15 protein-coding genes are annotated in these 17,031 nt (G+C 64.7%); 5 read left to right on the plus strand and 10 right to left on the minus strand.

From position 1 onward, the window contains the following. Window positions 1-15: 15 nt before the first annotated feature. Window positions 16-3,069 carry a multidrug efflux RND transporter permease subunit gene (locus E8F12_RS13600; protein WP_280325782.1) on the plus strand — a complete coding sequence of 1,018 codons (3,054 nt, stop codon included), beginning with the start codon at window positions 16-18 and terminating at the stop codon, window positions 3,067-3,069. A gap of 225 nt (window positions 3,070-3,294) precedes the next feature. On the opposite strand, the gene E8F12_RS13605 is transcribed toward E8F12_RS13600, so the two are convergent. From E8F12_RS13605 to E8F12_RS13635, 7 genes are all read right to left on the minus strand, one after another. Beyond that, window positions 3,295-3,519 (minus strand): hypothetical protein, encoded by a 225-nt coding sequence (locus E8F12_RS13605; RefSeq protein ID WP_280325783.1) that lies wholly within the window; start codon window positions 3,517-3,519, stop codon window positions 3,295-3,297. 345 nt (window positions 3,520-3,864) lie between these two features. Beyond that, complete coding sequence (locus E8F12_RS13610) at window positions 3,865-5,154, minus strand: HAMP domain-containing sensor histidine kinase (RefSeq protein ID WP_280325784.1); 1,290 nt, start codon at window positions 5,152-5,154, stop codon at window positions 3,865-3,867. After that, the gene (locus E8F12_RS13615) at window positions 5,144-5,827 is read right to left on the minus strand and encodes a response regulator transcription factor (protein WP_280325785.1); all 684 of its coding nucleotides are present in this window, start codon (window positions 5,825-5,827) and stop codon (window positions 5,144-5,146) included. The genes E8F12_RS13610 and E8F12_RS13615 overlap by 11 nt, the downstream gene beginning before the upstream one ends. A gap of 192 nt (window positions 5,828-6,019) precedes the next feature. After that, entirely contained in the window at window positions 6,020-7,660 is a 1,641-nt protein-coding gene (gene groL, locus E8F12_RS13620) for a chaperonin GroEL (protein WP_280325786.1), read from the minus strand. A 48-nt stretch (window positions 7,661-7,708) separates the two neighbouring features. Beyond that, the gene (locus tag E8F12_RS13625) at window positions 7,709-8,002 is read right to left on the minus strand and encodes a co-chaperone GroES (RefSeq protein ID WP_028628402.1); all 294 of its coding nucleotides are present in this window, start codon (window positions 8,000-8,002) and stop codon (window positions 7,709-7,711) included. A 198-nt stretch (window positions 8,003-8,200) separates the two neighbouring features. Beyond that, window positions 8,201-8,653 (minus strand): FxsA family protein, encoded by a 453-nt coding sequence (locus tag E8F12_RS13630; RefSeq protein ID WP_280290350.1) that lies wholly within the window; start codon window positions 8,651-8,653, stop codon window positions 8,201-8,203. A gap of 65 nt (window positions 8,654-8,718) precedes the next feature. Then, the gene (locus E8F12_RS13635; RefSeq protein WP_280325787.1) at window positions 8,719-9,450 is read right to left on the minus strand and encodes a HugZ family protein; all 732 of its coding nucleotides are present in this window, start codon (window positions 9,448-9,450) and stop codon (window positions 8,719-8,721) included. A gap of 104 nt (window positions 9,451-9,554) precedes the next feature. Here E8F12_RS13635 and E8F12_RS13640 point away from each other — a divergent pair, with 104 nt between their 5' ends. Then, window positions 9,555-10,313 (plus strand): SDR family oxidoreductase, encoded by a 759-nt coding sequence (locus tag E8F12_RS13640; protein WP_280325788.1) that lies wholly within the window; start codon window positions 9,555-9,557, stop codon window positions 10,311-10,313. Between the two features lie 203 nt (window positions 10,314-10,516). On the opposite strand, the gene E8F12_RS13645 is transcribed toward E8F12_RS13640, so the two are convergent. Both E8F12_RS13645 and E8F12_RS13650 read right to left on the minus strand, forming a co-directional pair. Further along, window positions 10,517-11,479: a PA2778 family cysteine peptidase gene (locus tag E8F12_RS13645; RefSeq protein ID WP_280325789.1), complete on the minus strand. Its 963-nt coding sequence runs from the start codon at window positions 11,477-11,479 to the stop codon at window positions 10,517-10,519. Beyond that, window positions 11,479-11,886, minus strand: a complete 408-nt coding sequence (locus E8F12_RS13650) for a PA2779 family protein (protein ID WP_280290346.1) — start codon at window positions 11,884-11,886, stop codon at window positions 11,479-11,481. The genes E8F12_RS13645 and E8F12_RS13650 overlap by 1 nt, the downstream gene beginning before the upstream one ends. A gap of 167 nt (window positions 11,887-12,053) precedes the next feature. On the opposite strand from E8F12_RS13650, the gene E8F12_RS13655 reads away from it, so the two are divergent. The 3 genes from E8F12_RS13655 (at window position 12,054) to E8F12_RS13665 (ending at window position 16,265) form a co-directional block, all read left to right on the plus strand. Then, window positions 12,054-12,575: a sigma-70 family RNA polymerase sigma factor gene (locus E8F12_RS13655; protein WP_280325790.1), complete on the plus strand. Its 522-nt coding sequence runs from the start codon at window positions 12,054-12,056 to the stop codon at window positions 12,573-12,575. A gap of 1 nt (window position 12,576) precedes the next feature. Then, window positions 12,577-13,539: a FecR family protein gene (locus E8F12_RS13660; RefSeq protein ID WP_280325791.1), complete on the plus strand. Its 963-nt coding sequence runs from the start codon at window positions 12,577-12,579 to the stop codon at window positions 13,537-13,539. Window positions 13,540-13,718: 179 nt separating this feature from the next. Further along, the gene (locus tag E8F12_RS13665) at window positions 13,719-16,265 is read left to right on the plus strand and encodes a TonB-dependent receptor (RefSeq protein WP_280325792.1); all 2,547 of its coding nucleotides are present in this window, start codon (window positions 13,719-13,721) and stop codon (window positions 16,263-16,265) included. A 148-nt stretch (window positions 16,266-16,413) separates the two neighbouring features. Here the strand turns inward: E8F12_RS13665 and E8F12_RS13670 are convergent, their stop codons facing one another. Continuing rightward, window positions 16,414-16,923: a DUF3016 domain-containing protein gene (locus tag E8F12_RS13670; protein WP_280325794.1), complete on the minus strand. Its 510-nt coding sequence runs from the start codon at window positions 16,921-16,923 to the stop codon at window positions 16,414-16,416. Window positions 16,924-17,031 lie beyond the last annotated feature (108 nt).

A 17,031-nucleotide genomic window follows, 5' to 3' on the forward strand; every position in this document is an offset into this window, starting at 1 on the left:
GCGAAGGAACGGAACATGGCTTTCACAGATCCTTTCATCCGTCGCCCGGTACTGGCGACAGTGATCAGCCTGCTGATCGTGCTGCTGGGCATGCAGGCCTTCAGCAAGCTGGTGATCCGCCAGTACCCGCAGATGGAGAACGCCCTGATCACGGTGACCACCGCCTACCCGGGCGCCAACGCCGAGACCATCCAGGGCTACATCACCCAGCCGCTGCAGCAGAGCCTGGCCAGTGCCGAAGGCATCGACTACATGACGTCGTCGAGCCAGCAGAATATGTCGGTCATCCAGATCTACGCACGCATCGGCGCCAACTCCGACCGCCTCTTCACCGAACTGCTGGCCAAGGCCAACGAGGTGAAGAACCAGCTGCCCCAGGACGCCGAGGACCCGGTGCTGTCCAAGGAGGCCGCCGACTCGACGGCGCTGATGTACATCAGCTTCTACAGCGACGAGTTGTCCAACCCCCAGATCACCGACTACCTGTCCCGCGTGATCCAGCCCAAGCTGGCCACCCTGCCGGGCATGGCCGAAGCGGAAATCCTCGGCAACCAGGTCTTCGCCATGCGCCTCTGGATGGACCCCGTGCGCATGGCCGCGTACGGCATCACCGCCACCGATGTCAGCGACGCCGTGCGCAAGTACAACTTCCTCTCCGCCGCCGGCGAAGTGAAGGGCCAGTACGTGGTGACCAGTATCAACGCCGCCACCGACCTCAAGTCACCGGAGGCCTTCGGCGCCATCCCGGTCAAGACGGTGGGCGACAGCCGCGTGCTGCTGCGGGACATCGCGCGGGTGGAAATGGGCGCGGAGAACTACGACTCCATCAGCTCCTTCGATGGCATCCCCTCGGTCTACATCGGCATCAAGGGCACCCCCAGTGCCAACCCGCTGGACGTAATCAAGCACGTGCGCGCCATCATGCCCGAGCTGGAATCCCAGCTGCCGCCGAACCTCAAGGCGTCCATCGCCTATGACGCCACCCGCTTCATCCAGGCGTCCATCGACGAGGTGGTGAAGACCCTGGGCGAAGCGGTGCTGATCGTGATCGTCGTCGTGTTCCTCTTCCTCGGTGCCTTCCGCTCGGTACTGATCCCGGTGATCACCATCCCGCTGTCGATGATCGGCGTGCTCTTCTTCATGCAGCTGATGGGCTACTCCATCAACCTGCTGACGCTGCTGGCGATGGTGCTCGCCATCGGCCTGGTGGTGGACGACGCCATCGTGGTCGTGGAGAACATCCACCGGCACATCGAAGAGGGCAAGACGCCCTTTGACGCGGCCATCGAAGGCACCCGCGAGATCGCCGTGCCGGTGGTCTCCATGACCATCACCCTGGCGGCGGTCTATGCGCCCATCGGCTTCCTCGAAGGCCTGACCGGCGCGCTGTTCCGCGAATTCGCCCTGACCCTGGCGGGCGCGGTGATCATCTCCGGCGTAGTCGCCCTGACCCTGTCGCCGATGATGTGCTCCAGGCTCCTGCGCCACGACGAGAATCCCACAGGCCTGGCGCATCGGCTGGACCTGATCTTCGAACGCCTCAAGCAGCGCTACCAGCACGCCCTGCACGGCACCCTGAACACCCGCCCCGTGGTGGTGGTGTTCGCCGTGATCGTGCTGTGCCTGATCCCGGTGCTGCTGAAGTTCACCAAGAGCGAGTTGGCGCCGGACGAGGACCAGGGCATCGTCTTCATCATGTCCAAGGCCCCGCAGCCGACCAACCTGGACTACCTGAACGCCTATACCCAGCAGTTCGTCGAGATATTCAAGGCCTTCCCCGAGTACTTCTCGTCGTTCCAGATCAACGGCTTCGACGGCGTGCAGTCGGGCATCGGCGGCTTCCTGCTGAAACCCTGGAACGAGCGCGAGCGCACCCAGATGGAGCTGCTTCACGAGGTCCAGGGCAAGCTCAACCAGATTCCCGGCCTGCAGATCTTCGGCTTCAACCTGCCGTCGCTGCCCGGTACCGGTGAAGGCCTGCCCTTCCAGTTCGTGGTCAACACCCCCAACGACTACGAGTCGCTGTTGCAGGTGACCGAGCGCATCAAGCAGCGCGCCCTGGAGTCCGGCAAGTTCGCTTTCCTCAACGTCGACCTGGCCTTCGACAAGCCGGAAGTGGTGGTGGATATCGACCGCGCCAAGGCCGCACAGATGGGCGTATCCATGGAAGACCTGGGCTCGACCCTGGCCATCCTGCTGGGCGAAGGCGAGATCAACCGATTCACCATCGACGGTCGCAGCTACAAGGTGATCGCCCAGGTGGAACGTGCCTACCGCGACAATCCGGGCTGGCTGAGCAACTACTACGTGAAGAGCGAAGGCGGCGCCATGGTGCCCCTGTCGAGCCTGATCAGCGTGCACGACAGCGCCCGGCCGACCCGCCTCAAGCAGTTCCAGCAGCTCAATGCGGCGATCATCGAAGGCGTTCCCATGGTCAGCATGGGCGAGGCCATCGACACGGTGACCCAGATCGCCCGCGAGGAAGCCCCGCGCGGCTACGCCTTCGACCACGCCGGCGCCTCGCGCCAGTACGTGCAAGAGGGCAGCGCGCTCTACGTCACCTTCGGCCTGGCGCTGGCGATCATCTTCCTGGTGCTGGCGGCGCAGTTCGAGAGCTTCCGCGACCCGCTGGTGATCCTCGTGACCGTGCCGCTGTCCATCTGCGGCGCGCTGATCCCGCTTTTCCTCGGCTGGTCGAGCATGAACATCTACACCCAGGTGGGCCTGGTGACCCTGATCGGCCTGATCAGCAAGCACGGCATCCTGATCGTCGAGTTCGCCAACCAGCTGCGACGGGACAAAGGCCTCTCCGCCCGCGAGGCGGTGGAAGAAGCCGCTGCCATCCGCTTGCGCCCGGTGCTGATGACCACAGCGGCCATGGTCTTCGGCATGGTGCCGCTGATCCTCGCCACCGGCGCCGGCGCGGTCAGCCGCTTCGACATCGGCCTGGTGATCGCCACCGGCATGTCCATCGGCACGCTGTTCACCCTCTTCGTCCTGCCCTGCGTCTATACGCTGCTGGCTAAGAAGGACCTGCATCCGGCGAGTCAGGTGGCGGCCAGCCACTGAGCCGGCGACGGATGGAAAAAGCCCCGCAATTGCGGGGCTTTCTTTTGCTGGCGAGGTGGGCCGGATGCTTTTGCAGGTTGTGGCTGAGCTACGCGAAGCCCAACGTGCGGGACCAGTGCTTGGCAATGTTGGGCTTCGCAGGCTCAGCACCAACCTACGAAAAGTCCGTGCATTTCCGAACCAACAAAAAACCCCGCTTTCGCGGGGTTTGCTTTCGATCCTGCCTCACTCCTGGCCGCGCAAGCCCTGGGACAGGCCGAACATGAACAGCAGCAGGTTCTGGTCAGCCCGGACCTGATCTTTCAGCCGGACGTTGGGCGGTAATGGGCAATAGCCCAGCCCGTTGGCACTGACCACTGAGGGCGAAGGCTCATGCCAGGCAGCCACCGCCAAAGAGGCTATCCCCAAGGCGCCGACGAGAAATAAAGCTCGCGTGACTTCTAACTTCATGATCGCAACCCCTTGATAGCGCTGCCAAACGCTGCTTCATAACCCTAGATCAGTATCTGCCGTTCCGCCTCATCCAGTGACGAATGGCGCCTAAACTGCCACAGCTCGCGCGGAATCGCTCGTTTGATCGACAGTCGGCACCAGTTCCGGCGGGGCCATCGCGGGCCGGTCGCCCTCCCCCACCGCCCGGATGCAGGCGGTGGAGGTTAGCCGGCAAATGTTGCAGAAAGAGGTCGTCGGCGCGCTTCCCCAAGCCAGCGCTCAGGGCAGCGATTGGCCGGAATGACAGTCCCCAGCGTACTCGTCCCCTGGTCAAGAAGTGGTCACGCGCAGGTGAAAAAAACGTCAAGACGCAACGTCAGGATGCCCTTTGAGATCCACCTGGAAGCGGCAGCCGGTAGGCTCCACTGCGCTCAGGCTGACCGTCCAGCCCTGGTTGTCGCAGATCCGCTGCACCAGGGACAATCCCAGCCCAACGCCGTCACCACGCCGCGCCGCGCCACGGACGAAGGGACGGAACATGGCCTCGCGCTCCTCTTCCGGAATGCCGACGCCGCTGTCCTCCACCACGAAGCCGCACTCCCCCAGCACCAGGCGGATACTGCCGCTGTCGGTGTAGTGCAGGGCGTTGCGCAGCAGGTTGCCCAGCACCGAGCGCAGGAATGATGCGTTGAAGCGTTGTTCATGAGGATCGCCGGGCTGGTATTCGAAGCGCAGCCCCTTGTTTTCGATGGGTTCGCGCCACTGGTTGGCCAGGTCATCGGCCACGCTGCGCAGGCTCGCCCGGGGCGCCAGGCGGGCTTCGTCGTGCTGGGCGCGCGCGAGCATCAGGAAGGTCTGCACCAGGTCGCGCATCTCCTCAGTGGCACGGGTGATCCGCTGCAGCTGGGCGCGGCCGCGCGGGTCGAGGTTGGGATTGTCCGCCAGCAGCTCGCATGAGCTGGCCAGCACCATGAGCGGGGTACGCAGTTCATGGCTGACATCGCTGGTGAACAGCCGCTCGCGATTGAGCACCTCGCGAAGGCGGCCAAGGGTGTCGTCGAAGGCCTGGGCCAGCTGGCCCACCTCATCGGCGGCATAGTCCGGCGCCAGCGGCGGCGCCATGCCCAGCAACTGGTCGCGGTGGCGCACCTGGCGGGCCAGGCGCACCACCGGCTTGATCACCTTGCGCGCCAGTACCCAGCCCAGCAACAGGGAGAGCAGCACGCTGAGGCCGAAGCCGACCATTACCACCTGGTAGAGCACCTGCTCGCGGGCCTCGAAGTCGCTCTGGTCCTGCAGCATCACGTAGCGGCGGCCTTCGATCTCGCGGACCAGTGCATGGTAGGAGTTCTCGCCCTCGAAGACTTCGTGGAAGCCCAGCTCCAGGTTGGCCAGATTCTCGGGGATGGCGTAGGGCACGGGCCCGGCACTGCTGTAGAAGCGCGTATCGCTGTCCAGGCTCGGCGGCCGGCCCCTGGCGATGTTCTGGGTGAGAACGCGGTTCAGCTCGTTGTTCAGGTCACGGGAGATCAGTTGCTCCTCGATCAGGTGCACGACCTCGATGATGCCCACCGCGAAGGTGCCGCCCACCAGGGTGGTCATCAGCACGAAGGCGATAAGGATCCGCCGCGCCAGGCTCTGCTTAAACTCCATCGGTGGACTCCGCCAGGCGATAGCCGAGGCCGTGCAAGGTGTGCAGCAACGGCTTGCCGAACGGCTTGTCGACCACCTGGCGCAGTTGGTGTATATGGCTGCGCAGGGCATCGCTGTCAGGGCAGTCGTCGCCCCAGAGAGCTTCCTCCAGCGCCTCGCGCCGCACCAGGTGGGGACTCTTCTGCATCAGCACGGCGAGCAGCTTGAGGCCGATCGGGTTGAGCTTGAGCGACTTGCCCGCGCGGCTGACCTCCAGGGTGTCGAGGTCGTAACTGAGGTCGGCCACCTGCAGGCTGCGCTTGCCGCCGCCCTGGGAGCGGCGCAGCACCGCCTCGATGCGGGCGGCCAGTTCGGAAAGGGCGAAGGGTTTCAGCAGGTAGTCGTCGGCCCCGGACTTGAAGCCCTGCAGGCGGTCGTCCAGAGCGTCGCGGGCGGTGAGCATGATCACCGGGGTATCGCGTCGCGCCTCCTCGCGCAGGCGGCGGCACAGATTGTAGCCGTCCAGCCCCGGCAACATGATGTCCAGCACGATCAGGTCGTAGTGCTCGCTGCTGGCCAGGTGCAGCCCGGACAGGCCGTCACGCGCGCAGTCGACGCTGTAGCCCTTGAGCTCGAGGAAATCGACCATGTTGGCCAGGATGTCGTGGTTGTCTTCGACTAGCAGGATCCGCATCGGCTCAACTCCATTCGTCAATCCACTGACGGCCAGTTGCCGGCCAGCGCACCTTCGACCGGCAATCCCGCTGGAGTTCCGATCGTCGAGGTATCGCTGGATCATACCCATCCCGCCCGGTCGGTACATTTCTCCGGACAAGAAAAAGCCCCGCACGGGGCGGGGCTTCTTCGGACCGGATGGCCGGGTAGCTTACATCATGCCGCCCATGCCGCCCATGCCGCCCATGTCAGGCATGGCCGGGCCAGCCTTGTCGTCAGCCACTTCGGCAACCATGGCCTCGGTGGTGACCATCAGGCCGCCGATGGAAGCAGCAGCTTGCAGTGCGGAACGGGTGACCTTGGCCGGATCGAGGATACCCATCTCGATCATGTCGCCGTACTCACCGGTAGCAGCGTTGAAGCCGAAGTTGCCGGAGCCTTGCTTGATCTTGTCGACCACCACGCTCGGCTCGTCACCGGCGTTGGCGACGATCTGGCGCAGCGGCGCTTCGACAGCGCGACGCAGCAGGGCGATACCGACGTTCTGGTCTTCGTTGTCGCCCTTCAGGCCTTCGATGGCCAGCAGAGCGCGTACCAGGGCAACGCCACCGCCGGGCACCACGCCTTCTTCCACCGCTGCACGGGTAGCGTGCAGGGCGTCTTCAACGCGGGCTTTCTTCTCTTTCATCTCGACTTCGGTCGCGGCACCAACCTTGACCACGGCAACACCACCAGCCAGCTTGGCCAGGCGCTCTTGCAGCTTCTCGCGGTCGTAGTCGGAGGTGGTTTCCTCGACTTGCTTGCGGATCTGCGCAACGCGGGCTTCGATATCAGCCTGGGCGCCGGCGCCGTCGATGATGGTGGTGTTTTCCTTGCTCAGCACAACGCGCTTGGCGTTACCCAGGTGCTCCAGGGAGGCGCTTTCCAGGGAGAGGCCGACTTCTTCGGAAATCACGGTGCCGCCGGTCAGGATGGCGATGTCCTGCAGCATGGCCTTGCGGCGGTCGCCGAAGCCCGGAGCCTTGACGGCCGCGACCTTGACGATGCCACGCATGTTGTTCACCACCAGGGTGGCGAGGGCTTCGCCCTCGACGTCCTCGGCGACGATCAGCAGCGGACGACCGGCCTTGGCGACCGATTCCAGCACCGGCAGCATTTCGCGGATGTTGGAGATCTTCTTGTCGACCAGCAGGATCAGCGGGCTTTCCAGCTCGGCGACCATGGTGTCCGGCTTGTTGATGAAGTAGGGGGACAGGTAGCCGCGGTCGAACTGCATGCCTTCTACAACGGACAGTTCGTTTTCCAGGCCCGAGCCTTCTTCAACGGTGATCACGCCTTCCTTGCCGACTTTTTCCATGGCTTCGGCAATGATGTTGCCGATGGACTCATCGGAGTTGGCGGAGATGGTGCCTACCTGGGCGATGGCCTTGGTGTCGGCGCAGGGCTTGGCCAGCTCTTTCAGCTGGGCAACGATGGCAACGGTGGCCTTGTCGATGCCGCGCTTCAGGTCCATCGGGTTCATGCCGGCAGCAACGGCCTTCAGGCCTTCGTTGACGATGGCCTGGGCCAGGACGGTGGCGGTGGTGGTGCCGTCACCGGCAGCGTCGTTGGCCTTGGAGGCAACGTCTTTCACCAGCTGGGCGCCCATGTTCTCGAACTTGTCTTTCAGCTCGATTTCCTTGGCAACGGAAACGCCATCCTTGGTGATGGTCGGAGCGCCGAAGCTCTTGTCCAGAACCACGTTGCGGCCTTTCGGGCCCAGGGTGGCCTTGACGGCGTCGGCCAGTACGTTCACGCCGACCAGCATTTTCTTGCGAGCGGAATCGCCGAATTTGACTTCTTTAGCAGCCATGTTGATTGATCCTCAATTCTTGGATGTTTAAACGGAGATTCGCGGAACTCAGGCTTCGACGACGGCGAGGATTTCGCTCTCGCCCATCACCAGCAGTTCTTCGCCATCGACCTTGATGGTGTTGCTGCCCGAGTAGGGGCCGAATACCACCTGGTCACCGACCTTGACGGCCAGCGGACGCACTTCGCCGTTGTCCAGCAGGCGACCGGTGCCTACAGCGACGACTTCGCCACGGTTCGGCTTCTCGGCAGCCGAACCCGGCAGCACGATACCGCCGGCGGTTTTGGTCTCTTCTTCGCTGCGACGGATGACGACGCGGTCATGCAGAGGACGAAGCTTCATTGTCGATCTCTCCCAATAATGTTGTTACTTGCTACCGGTGCGGGCACCGGCGGGTTGCTAATGTCCGGCGGGGCCGGTTGCGGCGCATCAGGCGCGCCGCTGGATTCTGACCTGCCATCCGGCAGGAAACCTTGCGGTGACCGATACATAGGGGCGTGCGGAGGCATTTCAAGGGTCACGGGCAAAAAAATTCAGTTTTTATCGGTCGCGGCGCTCGTACTCGCCTTCGATCACGTTGGGGCGGGTCTGGCCGCTGCGGGCGGCCAGGTCATCGGCGAAGGCGCGCTGACGCATGGCTTGTTCCTGAGCACGCTGGAGCAGCTTGCGGATGAACAGGCGACGGGTGAAAGGAATCAGGCAGAGCAGGCCGAACACATCGCTGATGAAGCCCGGCAGCAGCAGCAGGCCACCACCGACGGCGATCAACAGACCCTCGAGCATTTCCTGCTCGGGCACTTCGCCGCGAGCCAGGCGCTCACGGGCGCGCCACGCGGTTGCGACCCCGGCCACCCGCAACAGCACGCTGCCGAGCACGGCGGTGCCGATGACCAACAGCAGGGTCGGCAGGACGCCGATCACGCTGCCGACCTGGATCAGGACGGCCAGCTCGATCAGCGGGAAGAGCAGGAACAGGAAGAGAAAAGCGCGCATCAGGGTTTCCTTGCTGGAAGAACAGCTTCCGATATCCCCCTAGATGAAGCCAGCCTTCCGCCAATTCAAGCCTCGCGCGCTCCGCCGATCGGCCAGGATTCGGCGCGAGCCAGCTGTACCAAGGCCTGACGGACCGCACCTGGGTTGTTACAGGATGTTGGGAAGGGCAACCAGTGAAGCGTCTGACCAATACGTAGGTGGAAGCCCTCAGTGTCGATTCCGACCATCTCCGCCGCCGGTTCCGCGGGCAGCCCGGCCAACGCCACATAGTGGGCGATGGCATTGGCGTGGTCGCTGTTCATGTGCTCCAGCATGCCGATTTCCGCCTCACCGGCGAAGGCATTGGCCAGCACCAGCTGGTCGACCCAGTGGATGGCGCCGAAGCCGCCGATGAAACGCGCGCGTACCGGCTCCAGGCGCCAGAAGCCGAAATCGTGGGTGCGGTGGTAGTCCACCGCCTGGGGGAAGTAACGGTAATAGCGGGTTGCTGCGGCTTCCACCTCGGCAGCCTCGGTGATCTGCCGTGCTTCGGCCAGCAGGGTCAGGCGCCCGGCGGCCTGTACATCTTCGGCGCCGCGCTCGCCCACCAGCAACGAACATTTGGCGTCCTTCTGCAGGTTATGGGTGTGCTGGGCGATGCGGCTGATCAGGATCAGCGGGCGGCCTTCAACATCCAGGCAATAGGGCACCACTGATCCGAAAGGAAAGCCCGGCATGGCCTTGGAATGGGTGGACAGCACGCCACGGTATTCCTTGAGCAGCAATTCTCGTGCATGCTTTGCGGCTTTCACGCTCACCTTATGACTCCTCGCAAAGAATCCGTCGAAAACGGACGAGCGACCAGAATAGCGGTTTCAGGTCGCAAGCGGGGGCAAAGCGACAGTTATTCGAGGGGAATCACATGCAACTGAAAGACAAGGTCATCATCATCACCGGTGGTTGCCAGGGCCTCGGCCGCGCCATGGGTGAGTACCTGGCGGCCAAGGGCGCGAAGCTGGCCCTGGTGGACCTCAACCAGGAGAAACTCGATGAGGCCGTGGCCGCCTGCAAGGCTGCCGGCGGCGACGCCCGCGCCTACCTGTGCAACGTGGCCAACGAAGAGCAGGTGACCCACATGGTCGCCCAGGTGGCCGAAGACTTCGGCGCCATCAACGGCCTGGTGAACAACGCCGGCATCCTGCGCGACGGCCTGACCATCAAGGTCAAGGACGGCGAAATGACCAAGATGAGCCTGGCCCAGTGGCAGTCGGTGATCGACGTCAACCTGACCGGCGTCTTCCTCTGCACCCGCGAAGTCGCCGCCAAGATGATCGAACTGAACAACGAAGGCGCGATCATCAACATCTCTTCCATCTCCCGCGCCGGCAACATGGGCCAGGCCAACTACTCCGCCGCCAAGGCCGGTGTGGCTGCCGACACCGTGGTCTGGGCCAAGGAACTGGCTCGCTACGGCATCCGCGTGGCCGGCGTGGCCCCGGGCTTCATCGAGACCGACATGGTCGCCAGCATGAAGCCGGAAGCCCTGGATAAGATGACCTCCGGCATCCCGCTCAAGCGCCTGGGCAAGCCGCTGGAAATCGCCCACTCGGTGGCCTACATCCTGGAGAACGACTACTACACCGGTCGCATCCTGGAACTGGACGGCGGCCTGCGCCTGTAAGGCCCTTGGCCTGATGAAAAGCCCCGCATTCGCGGGGCTTTTTCGTTTCAGAGATAAGGCAGGCTTGTCGAATACGCGATCCGGATGGACGGAATCCTGTAGGGGCGAATTCATTCGCCAAGGGCAACGCAGTTGCCCTGTCGGACACAGCCGGGCAGACCTTCGGCCTGCTTGGCGATTGAAATCGCCCCTACAGGTCCTTTTTATTGGCGAGTCGCCGCGCCCTCCCCGCACGCTGGCAGCGCACCGCACTGCCCTTTGCCCCCGGCGCCCGCCAGCGGCGCTGCCAGGCGCGGGTCATTGGGCGCCAGTTGCCGGGCGCAGGCCCTGGCCTGGCTGGCCTGGCTGGCGCAGCCCTTCTCGTTGAGCACCTCGGACAGGTTGAACCAGCCCAGGGCGTAGTCCGGCTTGCGCTTCAGGCTTTCGCGCAGGGCCTGTTCCGCACCGTCGCGGTCGCCATCGGCATAGCGCGCGTTGGCGAGGGCGAAGAACGGCAAGGCTTCCTGCGGCCAATGCTCGGCGGCCGTGCGGTAAGCGCGTTCGGCCACCGGGCGCTGGGAGGTTTCCTCCAGGTCGCTGGCTGCCTTGATCCAGGGTTCCAGGCGCGCCTCCGCCGGCAGCTGCTCCGCCGGCAAGGTCACCACGGCCCAGCGTTCGGCGCGTTCCCAGGTGCGGTCGAAGCTGCGCAGGTCGGTCACCCAGCGCTTCTCGGTGCCGGAACGCAGTACCAGCTCATCCCGGTCCCGGTCGAAGCCCACCACCACCGCGAAGTGCCAGCGCGGCAGCCAGTCCAGGCCGAGGTTCTGCATCACCAGCACCGGGTTGCCCGCCGCTACCTGGGCCAGCAATGCGTCCAGGTTCGGCTCCAGCGGGTAGACCAGCATGCCGTGCTGGCGCGCGGCAGCCACCAGCTCCAGCTTCAGGCTGCCCTGCCGGGTCGGCAGGTAGACCTTGGGGGCCAGCACTTCGGGTGAGGTCCTCACCCCACGCTGCACCAGTACGGTGGCCAGCGCGGCAGGACCGCACTGGTAGATTTCCTGCGGGTAGAAAGGCGTCTGGGTGAGCTCCACCCGTTGCGGCAGGCGGTCGCTCTGCGGGGGCAGCATGGGTTGCTGCCCCGCGCAGCCGGCCAGGGCCAGGATCACCACGGCCAGCCAGGGGCGCATCAGTTGATGCACTTGATGAAGCTGAAGATGTCAGTGGCGCAGAGCATGTCGGTGATGATGAAGATCACCAGGAACAGCACGATGATGCCGACCCAGCCACCAACCGGTTCCTGCTCCAGGCGCTGGTTGAACTGCTGCAGTTCCGCCGGGGTCAGGCTGGCGATCCGGGCTTCCACCTGCTCGCGCGGTACGCCGAGGGATTCGAGTTTCTGCTGGACCTGCTGGTCGTCGAGCATGGCGCGCAACTGTTCGCGGTCGACCGGCTGGTGCTGCGGCAGCTGTTGCTCCTGCATAGCCTGAGGCGTGCCGATCATGGCGGCCTGGGCCAGGGGCATCTGGGCGAGGAAAGCGAACTGGCTGGCAATCAGGACGGAAGCCAGACGACGGTTGCAGGGACGCGAAAGCATGGGGGGTTTCTCCAAGGATTGTTACCAATTGACCACACGTCGGTTTTCGCGGTTCCTACATTCCTACACTAAGAATGCAGACTTCATCGCGATTTTCAGATTATTGCTGAAATCCGGCTGGCAACGATAGAATGCGAAACATTCCCATTTGCTTCCGGATCCAGCCCTTGAATCACGGCGCCGACGCTCTTCCACCCCCGCCGGCCGAATCCCTGCACCAGCTGTACAGCGACCACCACGGTTGGCTGACCGGCTGGCTGCGCCGCCGCCTGGGCTGCCCGCAGAATGCCGCGGACCTGGCCCAGGACACCTTCCTCCGTGTGCTCCTGGCCCGGGAAAAGCCGACCATCCTCGAGCCCCGCGCCTTCCTCACCACGGTGGCCAAACGCGTATTGGCCAACCACTACCGCCGCCAGGACATCGAACGCGCCTACCTCCAGGCCTTGGCCGCGCTGCCGGAAGCCGAAGCGCCGAGCGAGGAAGAGCGCGCCATCATCCTGGAAACCCTGGTGGAACTGGACCGCTTGCTGGACGGCCTGCCCCCGCTGGCGAAAAGGGTCTTCCTGCTGGCCCAGGTGGACGGCATGACCTACGCCGAGATTGCCGCCCAGCTCGATATTTCCCTCTCCACCGTCAAGCGCCACATGGTCAAGGCCGCCCAGCGCTGCTACTTCGCGGAGAGCTTCTGAAATGGGCCTGCACGCAGTGGATCGCCGCCGCATCGCCCCGGCCGTCGCCGAACAGGCGGTGGAGTGGCTGGTGGAACTCCAGGCTGGCGATATCAGCGAACAGCGTCGCCTGGCCTGGCAAGCCTGGCGCGCCGCGGATGCCGAACACGAGCGCGCCTGGCAGCGCATCGAGACGGTCAACCTCGGCCTGCGCGGGCTGGACACACCGCTGGCCCTCACCGCTCTCGACGCCCCCTGCCGTCGCAGCCGCCGCGATGCGTTGAAGGTGCTGATGCTCTTCGCTCTGGTTGGCGGCGGCGTGGCGGGCCTGCAGGGCAGCGCCCCCCTGCTGGCCCTGCGCAGCGACGAAGCCACGGGGGTGGGCGAGCGCCGCGCGCTGAAACTGGCCGATGGCTCGCGCCTGGAACTGAACACCGCCAGCGCCGTGGATATCCGCTTCGATGCCGGCCAACGGCTGATCGAGATGCGCCGGGGAGAAATCCTCCTCGACGGCATCGCCGATGCACGCCCGCTGCGCATCCACACTCCCCAGGGGCTGATCGAGAGTCAGGGCGGCCGCCTCAATGTCCGTATTCTCGAGCGCAGCAGCCGGGTCAGCCTGTTCGCCGGCAGCGCCGACCTGCTTGCCGAGGGCCAGCGCCAGTCGCTGCTGCCCGGCCAGCAGGCGAGCTTCACGCCTGCGCGCATCGAAGCGCCCCAGGGCGCAAGCGAAGACAGCGTGGCCTGGACGCAGGGCATGCTGGTGGCCAGTGGCATGCGCCTGGACGACTTCCTCGCCGAACTCGGCCGCTACCGCCGTGGCCACCTCAGCTGTGACCCGCAGGTGGCTGGATTGCTGATTTCCGGCAGCTACCCGCTGGACAACACCGAACGCATCCTCGCCATGCTGCCCAAGGCCCTGCCGGTGGAGGTGCACAGCCTGACCCGCTATTGGGTCAAGGTGCATCCGCGCGCCACGGGTTGAGGAGGCAGGCCGGGCTTCTGCGTTGGGCTTCGCTCCGCTCAGCCCAACCTACGGAGGAGTACCCCGTGTCATGGCGATACCCATCGGTGACCTCATTTTTTTGCGAAAGCTGAGCCTTTTTTCCGATCTCGCGTGACAAGGCAGGCATAGACCTTCCAATTCACCAACGAGTCGCCCCCATGCAGTCCCCGTTCAGCCTCCGCCGCTTCACCCGCAAGCCCCTGGTCCGCACCATGCAGCCGCTCTTGCTGAGCCTCGGCCTGACGGCCGCTGTCCCCTCCCTGGTCAGCGCGGCCAGCCTGGAAGTCGGCGCAGAAAGCCGCCGGCAGAGCTTCGACATTCCCGCCGGTTCGCTGGAAGCCGCACTGAACCAGTTCGGCCGCGAAGCGGGCGTGCTGCTCTCCTTCAGTCCCGAGCTGACCACCGGCCGCCAGACCCAGGGCCTGCACGGCCAGTACGGCGTGGATGAAGGCCTGCAACAGCTGCTGGCTGGGAGCGGCCTGCATGCGGTGGCCCAGGATGGCGGCTACAGCCTGCAATCATCCGGAGCCGCGCTGGAAGTGGACCGCCAAGTGGTGGTTGGCTCCCGCGCGCCCACCAGCATCAGTGAATTGCCAGGCACGGTGTGGATCATCGAGAGCGCCCAACTGCAGGAGCAGACCAAGGGCGGCGTGCCCTTCAAGGAAGCCCTGGGCCAGCTCATCCCCGGCCTCGACGTCGGCCCCCAGGGCCGCACCAACTACGGCCAGAACATGCGCGGCCGTAGCGCCCTGGTGATGATCGACGGCGTATCCCTGAACAGCTCCCGTGGCATCAGCCGCCAGTTCGACTCCATCGACCCGTTCAACGTCGAGCGCATCGAAGTGCTCTCCGGCGCCAGCGCGGTCTACGGCGGCGGCGCCACCGGCGGCATCATCAACATCGTCACCAAGAGGGGCGAAGCCGGCGCGGCGCGCTTCAACAGCGAAGTCGGCCTGCGCAGCGGCTTCGAAACCAGCCAGGACCACGACTGGCGCGCAGCCCAATCGGTCAGCGGCGGCAACGAGCAGATCAAGGGCCGCGCCTCGGTGGCCTACCAGAAGAACGGCGCCGCCTATGACGGCAGCGGCGACCAGGTGATGCTCGACATCACCCAGACCGACCTGCAGTACAACCAGTCGGTGGATGTAATGGGCAGCCTCGACTTCAACTTCGCCAATGGCCACAGCCTGAGCCTCGGCGCCCAGTGGTACGACTCCGGCTATGACGGCGACAAGGGCGTCGACCTCGGTCGCAACTTCAGTGCCCTGCGCGGCCAGGAGCCCTTCGAGATCGAGGGCGGCGCCAGCTTCGACCGCGAACCGCGCACCGAACGCAGCCAGTTCAACGCCACCTACCACGCGCCGGAAGTGCTGGGCCACAACCTCTACCTGCAGGCCTACTACCGCAGCGAGGAAATGGCCTTCCAGCCCTATCCGAGCGTCGCCTTCACCGGTAGCGGCGCGATCAATCCGGGCCGTTCCTACTATTCCGCGTCCCAGCAGGACACCGATTACTACGGCCTGAAAGCCGTGCTGGTGAAGGAGTGGGACCGCTTCACCCTGACCTACGGCGCCGACATCGAGCGCGAGAGCTTCGACTCCGACCAAGCCCTGTTCGACCTCGATACCGCCGCCCAGACCGGCGGCCTGGTGGCCTCCAAATACGCCAAAGTAGGCCGCTACCCGGGCATCGACACCGACAGCGATTCGCTCTTCGCCCAGGGCAGCTGGAAGGCTACCGACGCCCTCACCCTGTCCGGCGGCGTGCGCCGCCAGCGCACCAACAACGAGGTCGGTGACTTCGTCGCGGCTGCCCAGCAGATCCAGATCAGCAAAGGCAACGGCACCAGCGCCGACGCCATCCCCGGCGGCGAGAAGGACTACCAGGTCGACCTCTACAACTTCGGTGCCGTCTACAAGCTGAGCAAGGCCCAGCAGGTTTGGGCCAACTACTCCGAAGGCTTCGAGCTGCCCGACCCCGCCAAGTACTACGGCCAGGGCACCTACTCCGCAGCGCCGGTCAACGGCCATTGGGTGCTGCAGAAGGGCGTGAACGTCGAAGACTCGGCCCTGGACGGGATCAAGACCAAGCAGGTGGAACTCGGCTGGCGCCACTACGACGGTAGCCTGGATGCCCAGCTGGCGGCCTTCTACGCCTGGTCCGACAAGAGCATCACCTACAACCGCACCACCCTGCTGGTGGAGCAGTTGGACAGCAAGAAGCGCAACTACGGCCTGGAAGGTCAGGCCAACTACTGGCTGACCGACAACTGGCAGGTCGGCACCAGCGCCCTGGCCATCCGCTCCCAGCAGAAGATCGATGGCCGTTGGGAAAAGCAGGACGTGACCGCCGCCAGCCCATCCAAGCTGACCGCCTTCGTCGGCTGGCAGGACGGCGACACCAGCCTGCGCCTGCAGGGCGTGCGCACCTTCAACCTCTCCGACGATGGCAACGTGCTCGCCAACGGCCAGCTCGACGGCAAGGACCACAAGATCGACGGCTACGCCGTGTTCGACCTGCTGGGCAGCCAGGCCTTGCCAGTGGGCACCCTCAACTTCGGCATCCAGAATCTGCTGGACAAGGACTACACCACCGTCTGGGGCCAGCGCGCGCAGGTGTTCTACAGCGCCAACATCCCCGCCGAGCTGTTCGACTACCACGGTCGCGGCCGCACCTACAGCCTGAGCTACAGCGTGGAGTTCTGAGGCTGAGACCAGTGCCAAGGGCTGCGCAGCAGCCCCGTAGGTTGGCGCTGAGCGAAGCGAAGCCCAACGATGCAGCCTCAGCGTTGGCACATGTTGGGCTTCGCGTAGCTCAGCCACAACCTACAGGGTTCTGTGGCTGCAAGGCCGCTCAGTAGGAAACCGTCTTGTCCTTCCGCCCGATGTTCCAGCGGAACCAGTCGTCCAGCATGGTCTTCTCGTAGCGCAGGCGGTCGTTGCTGAAGTAGTAGTTGCCGTGTTGCAGGTAGGACTGGTCGATCACCGTGACATCACGGCTGACCAGGGTCTTGCCGTCCTGTTCCAGGCTGTAGTGCAGCTTGATCCGCGGCCAGGTCACCTCACGCATGAAGCGCACGTCCCGGAAGTCGATCCGCCAGGGTTCGTACCGGCCGGCCAGGTCGATATCGAGGATTTCCATCTTGAGACTCTGCCCGGGCTGCAGGTAGCGCTGGCCCAGCTTCTCGATATGGGCCTTGAGATCCTTGAGCACGAAGTCATCCGCGCCGCGCCCGTAATCACGGTTCAGGCGCGCGTCGCTGTACTTCTCCGGATGGGTGAAACTGACCTCGGTGGAGGATGCCAGCACGGTGGGGGAAAGGATCACCAGGGCCAGTACGACGAGGGGCAGCGTGGCTCGCATGGAACGCCTCCTGACGGTGACGACTGGCTCACCGCCAGCACCAGTTTACGCTTGGCGATGCGAACGGGAAGCGGCTTCAGTCGGACGGCAAGGCACTGCCGCAGGAGG

The sequence above is a fragment of the Pseudomonas sp. BN102 genome, from assembly GCF_029871245.1.
GTDB lineage: Bacteria > Pseudomonadota > Gammaproteobacteria > Pseudomonadales > Pseudomonadaceae > Metapseudomonas.

Coding starts and splice junctions, on each gene's coding strand:
- groL (WP_280325786.1), bottom strand. CDS start 7,660: ATGGCTGCTAAAGAAGTCAAATTCGGCGATTCCGCTCGCAAGAAAATG.
- E8F12_RS13600 (WP_280325782.1), top strand. CDS start 16: ATGGCTTTCACAGATCCTTTCATCCGTCGCCCGGTACTGGCGACAGTG.
- E8F12_RS13670 (WP_280325794.1), bottom strand. CDS start 16,923: ATGCGAGCCACGCTGCCCCTCGTCGTACTGGCCCTGGTGATCCTTTCC.
- E8F12_RS13665 (WP_280325792.1), top strand. CDS start 13,719: ATGCAGTCCCCGTTCAGCCTCCGCCGCTTCACCCGCAAGCCCCTGGTC.
- E8F12_RS13610 (WP_280325784.1), bottom strand. CDS start 5,154: ATGGAGTTTAAGCAGAGCCTGGCGCGGCGGATCCTTATCGCCTTCGTG.
- E8F12_RS13645 (WP_280325789.1), bottom strand. CDS start 11,479: ATGCGCCCCTGGCTGGCCGTGGTGATCCTGGCCCTGGCCGGCTGCGCG.
- E8F12_RS13630 (WP_280290350.1), bottom strand. CDS start 8,653: ATGCGCGCTTTTCTCTTCCTGTTCCTGCTCTTCCCGCTGATCGAGCTG.
- E8F12_RS13615 (WP_280325785.1), bottom strand. CDS start 5,827: ATGCGGATCCTGCTAGTCGAAGACAACCACGACATCCTGGCCAACATG.
- E8F12_RS13660 (WP_280325791.1), top strand. CDS start 12,577: ATGGGCCTGCACGCAGTGGATCGCCGCCGCATCGCCCCGGCCGTCGCC.
- E8F12_RS13625 (WP_028628402.1), bottom strand. CDS start 8,002: ATGAAGCTTCGTCCTCTGCATGACCGCGTCGTCATCCGTCGCAGCGAA.
- E8F12_RS13650 (WP_280290346.1), bottom strand. CDS start 11,886: ATGCTTTCGCGTCCCTGCAACCGTCGTCTGGCTTCCGTCCTGATTGCC.
- E8F12_RS13640 (WP_280325788.1), top strand. CDS start 9,555: ATGCAACTGAAAGACAAGGTCATCATCATCACCGGTGGTTGCCAGGGC.
- E8F12_RS13605 (WP_280325783.1), bottom strand. CDS start 3,519: ATGAAGTTAGAAGTCACGCGAGCTTTATTTCTCGTCGGCGCCTTGGGG.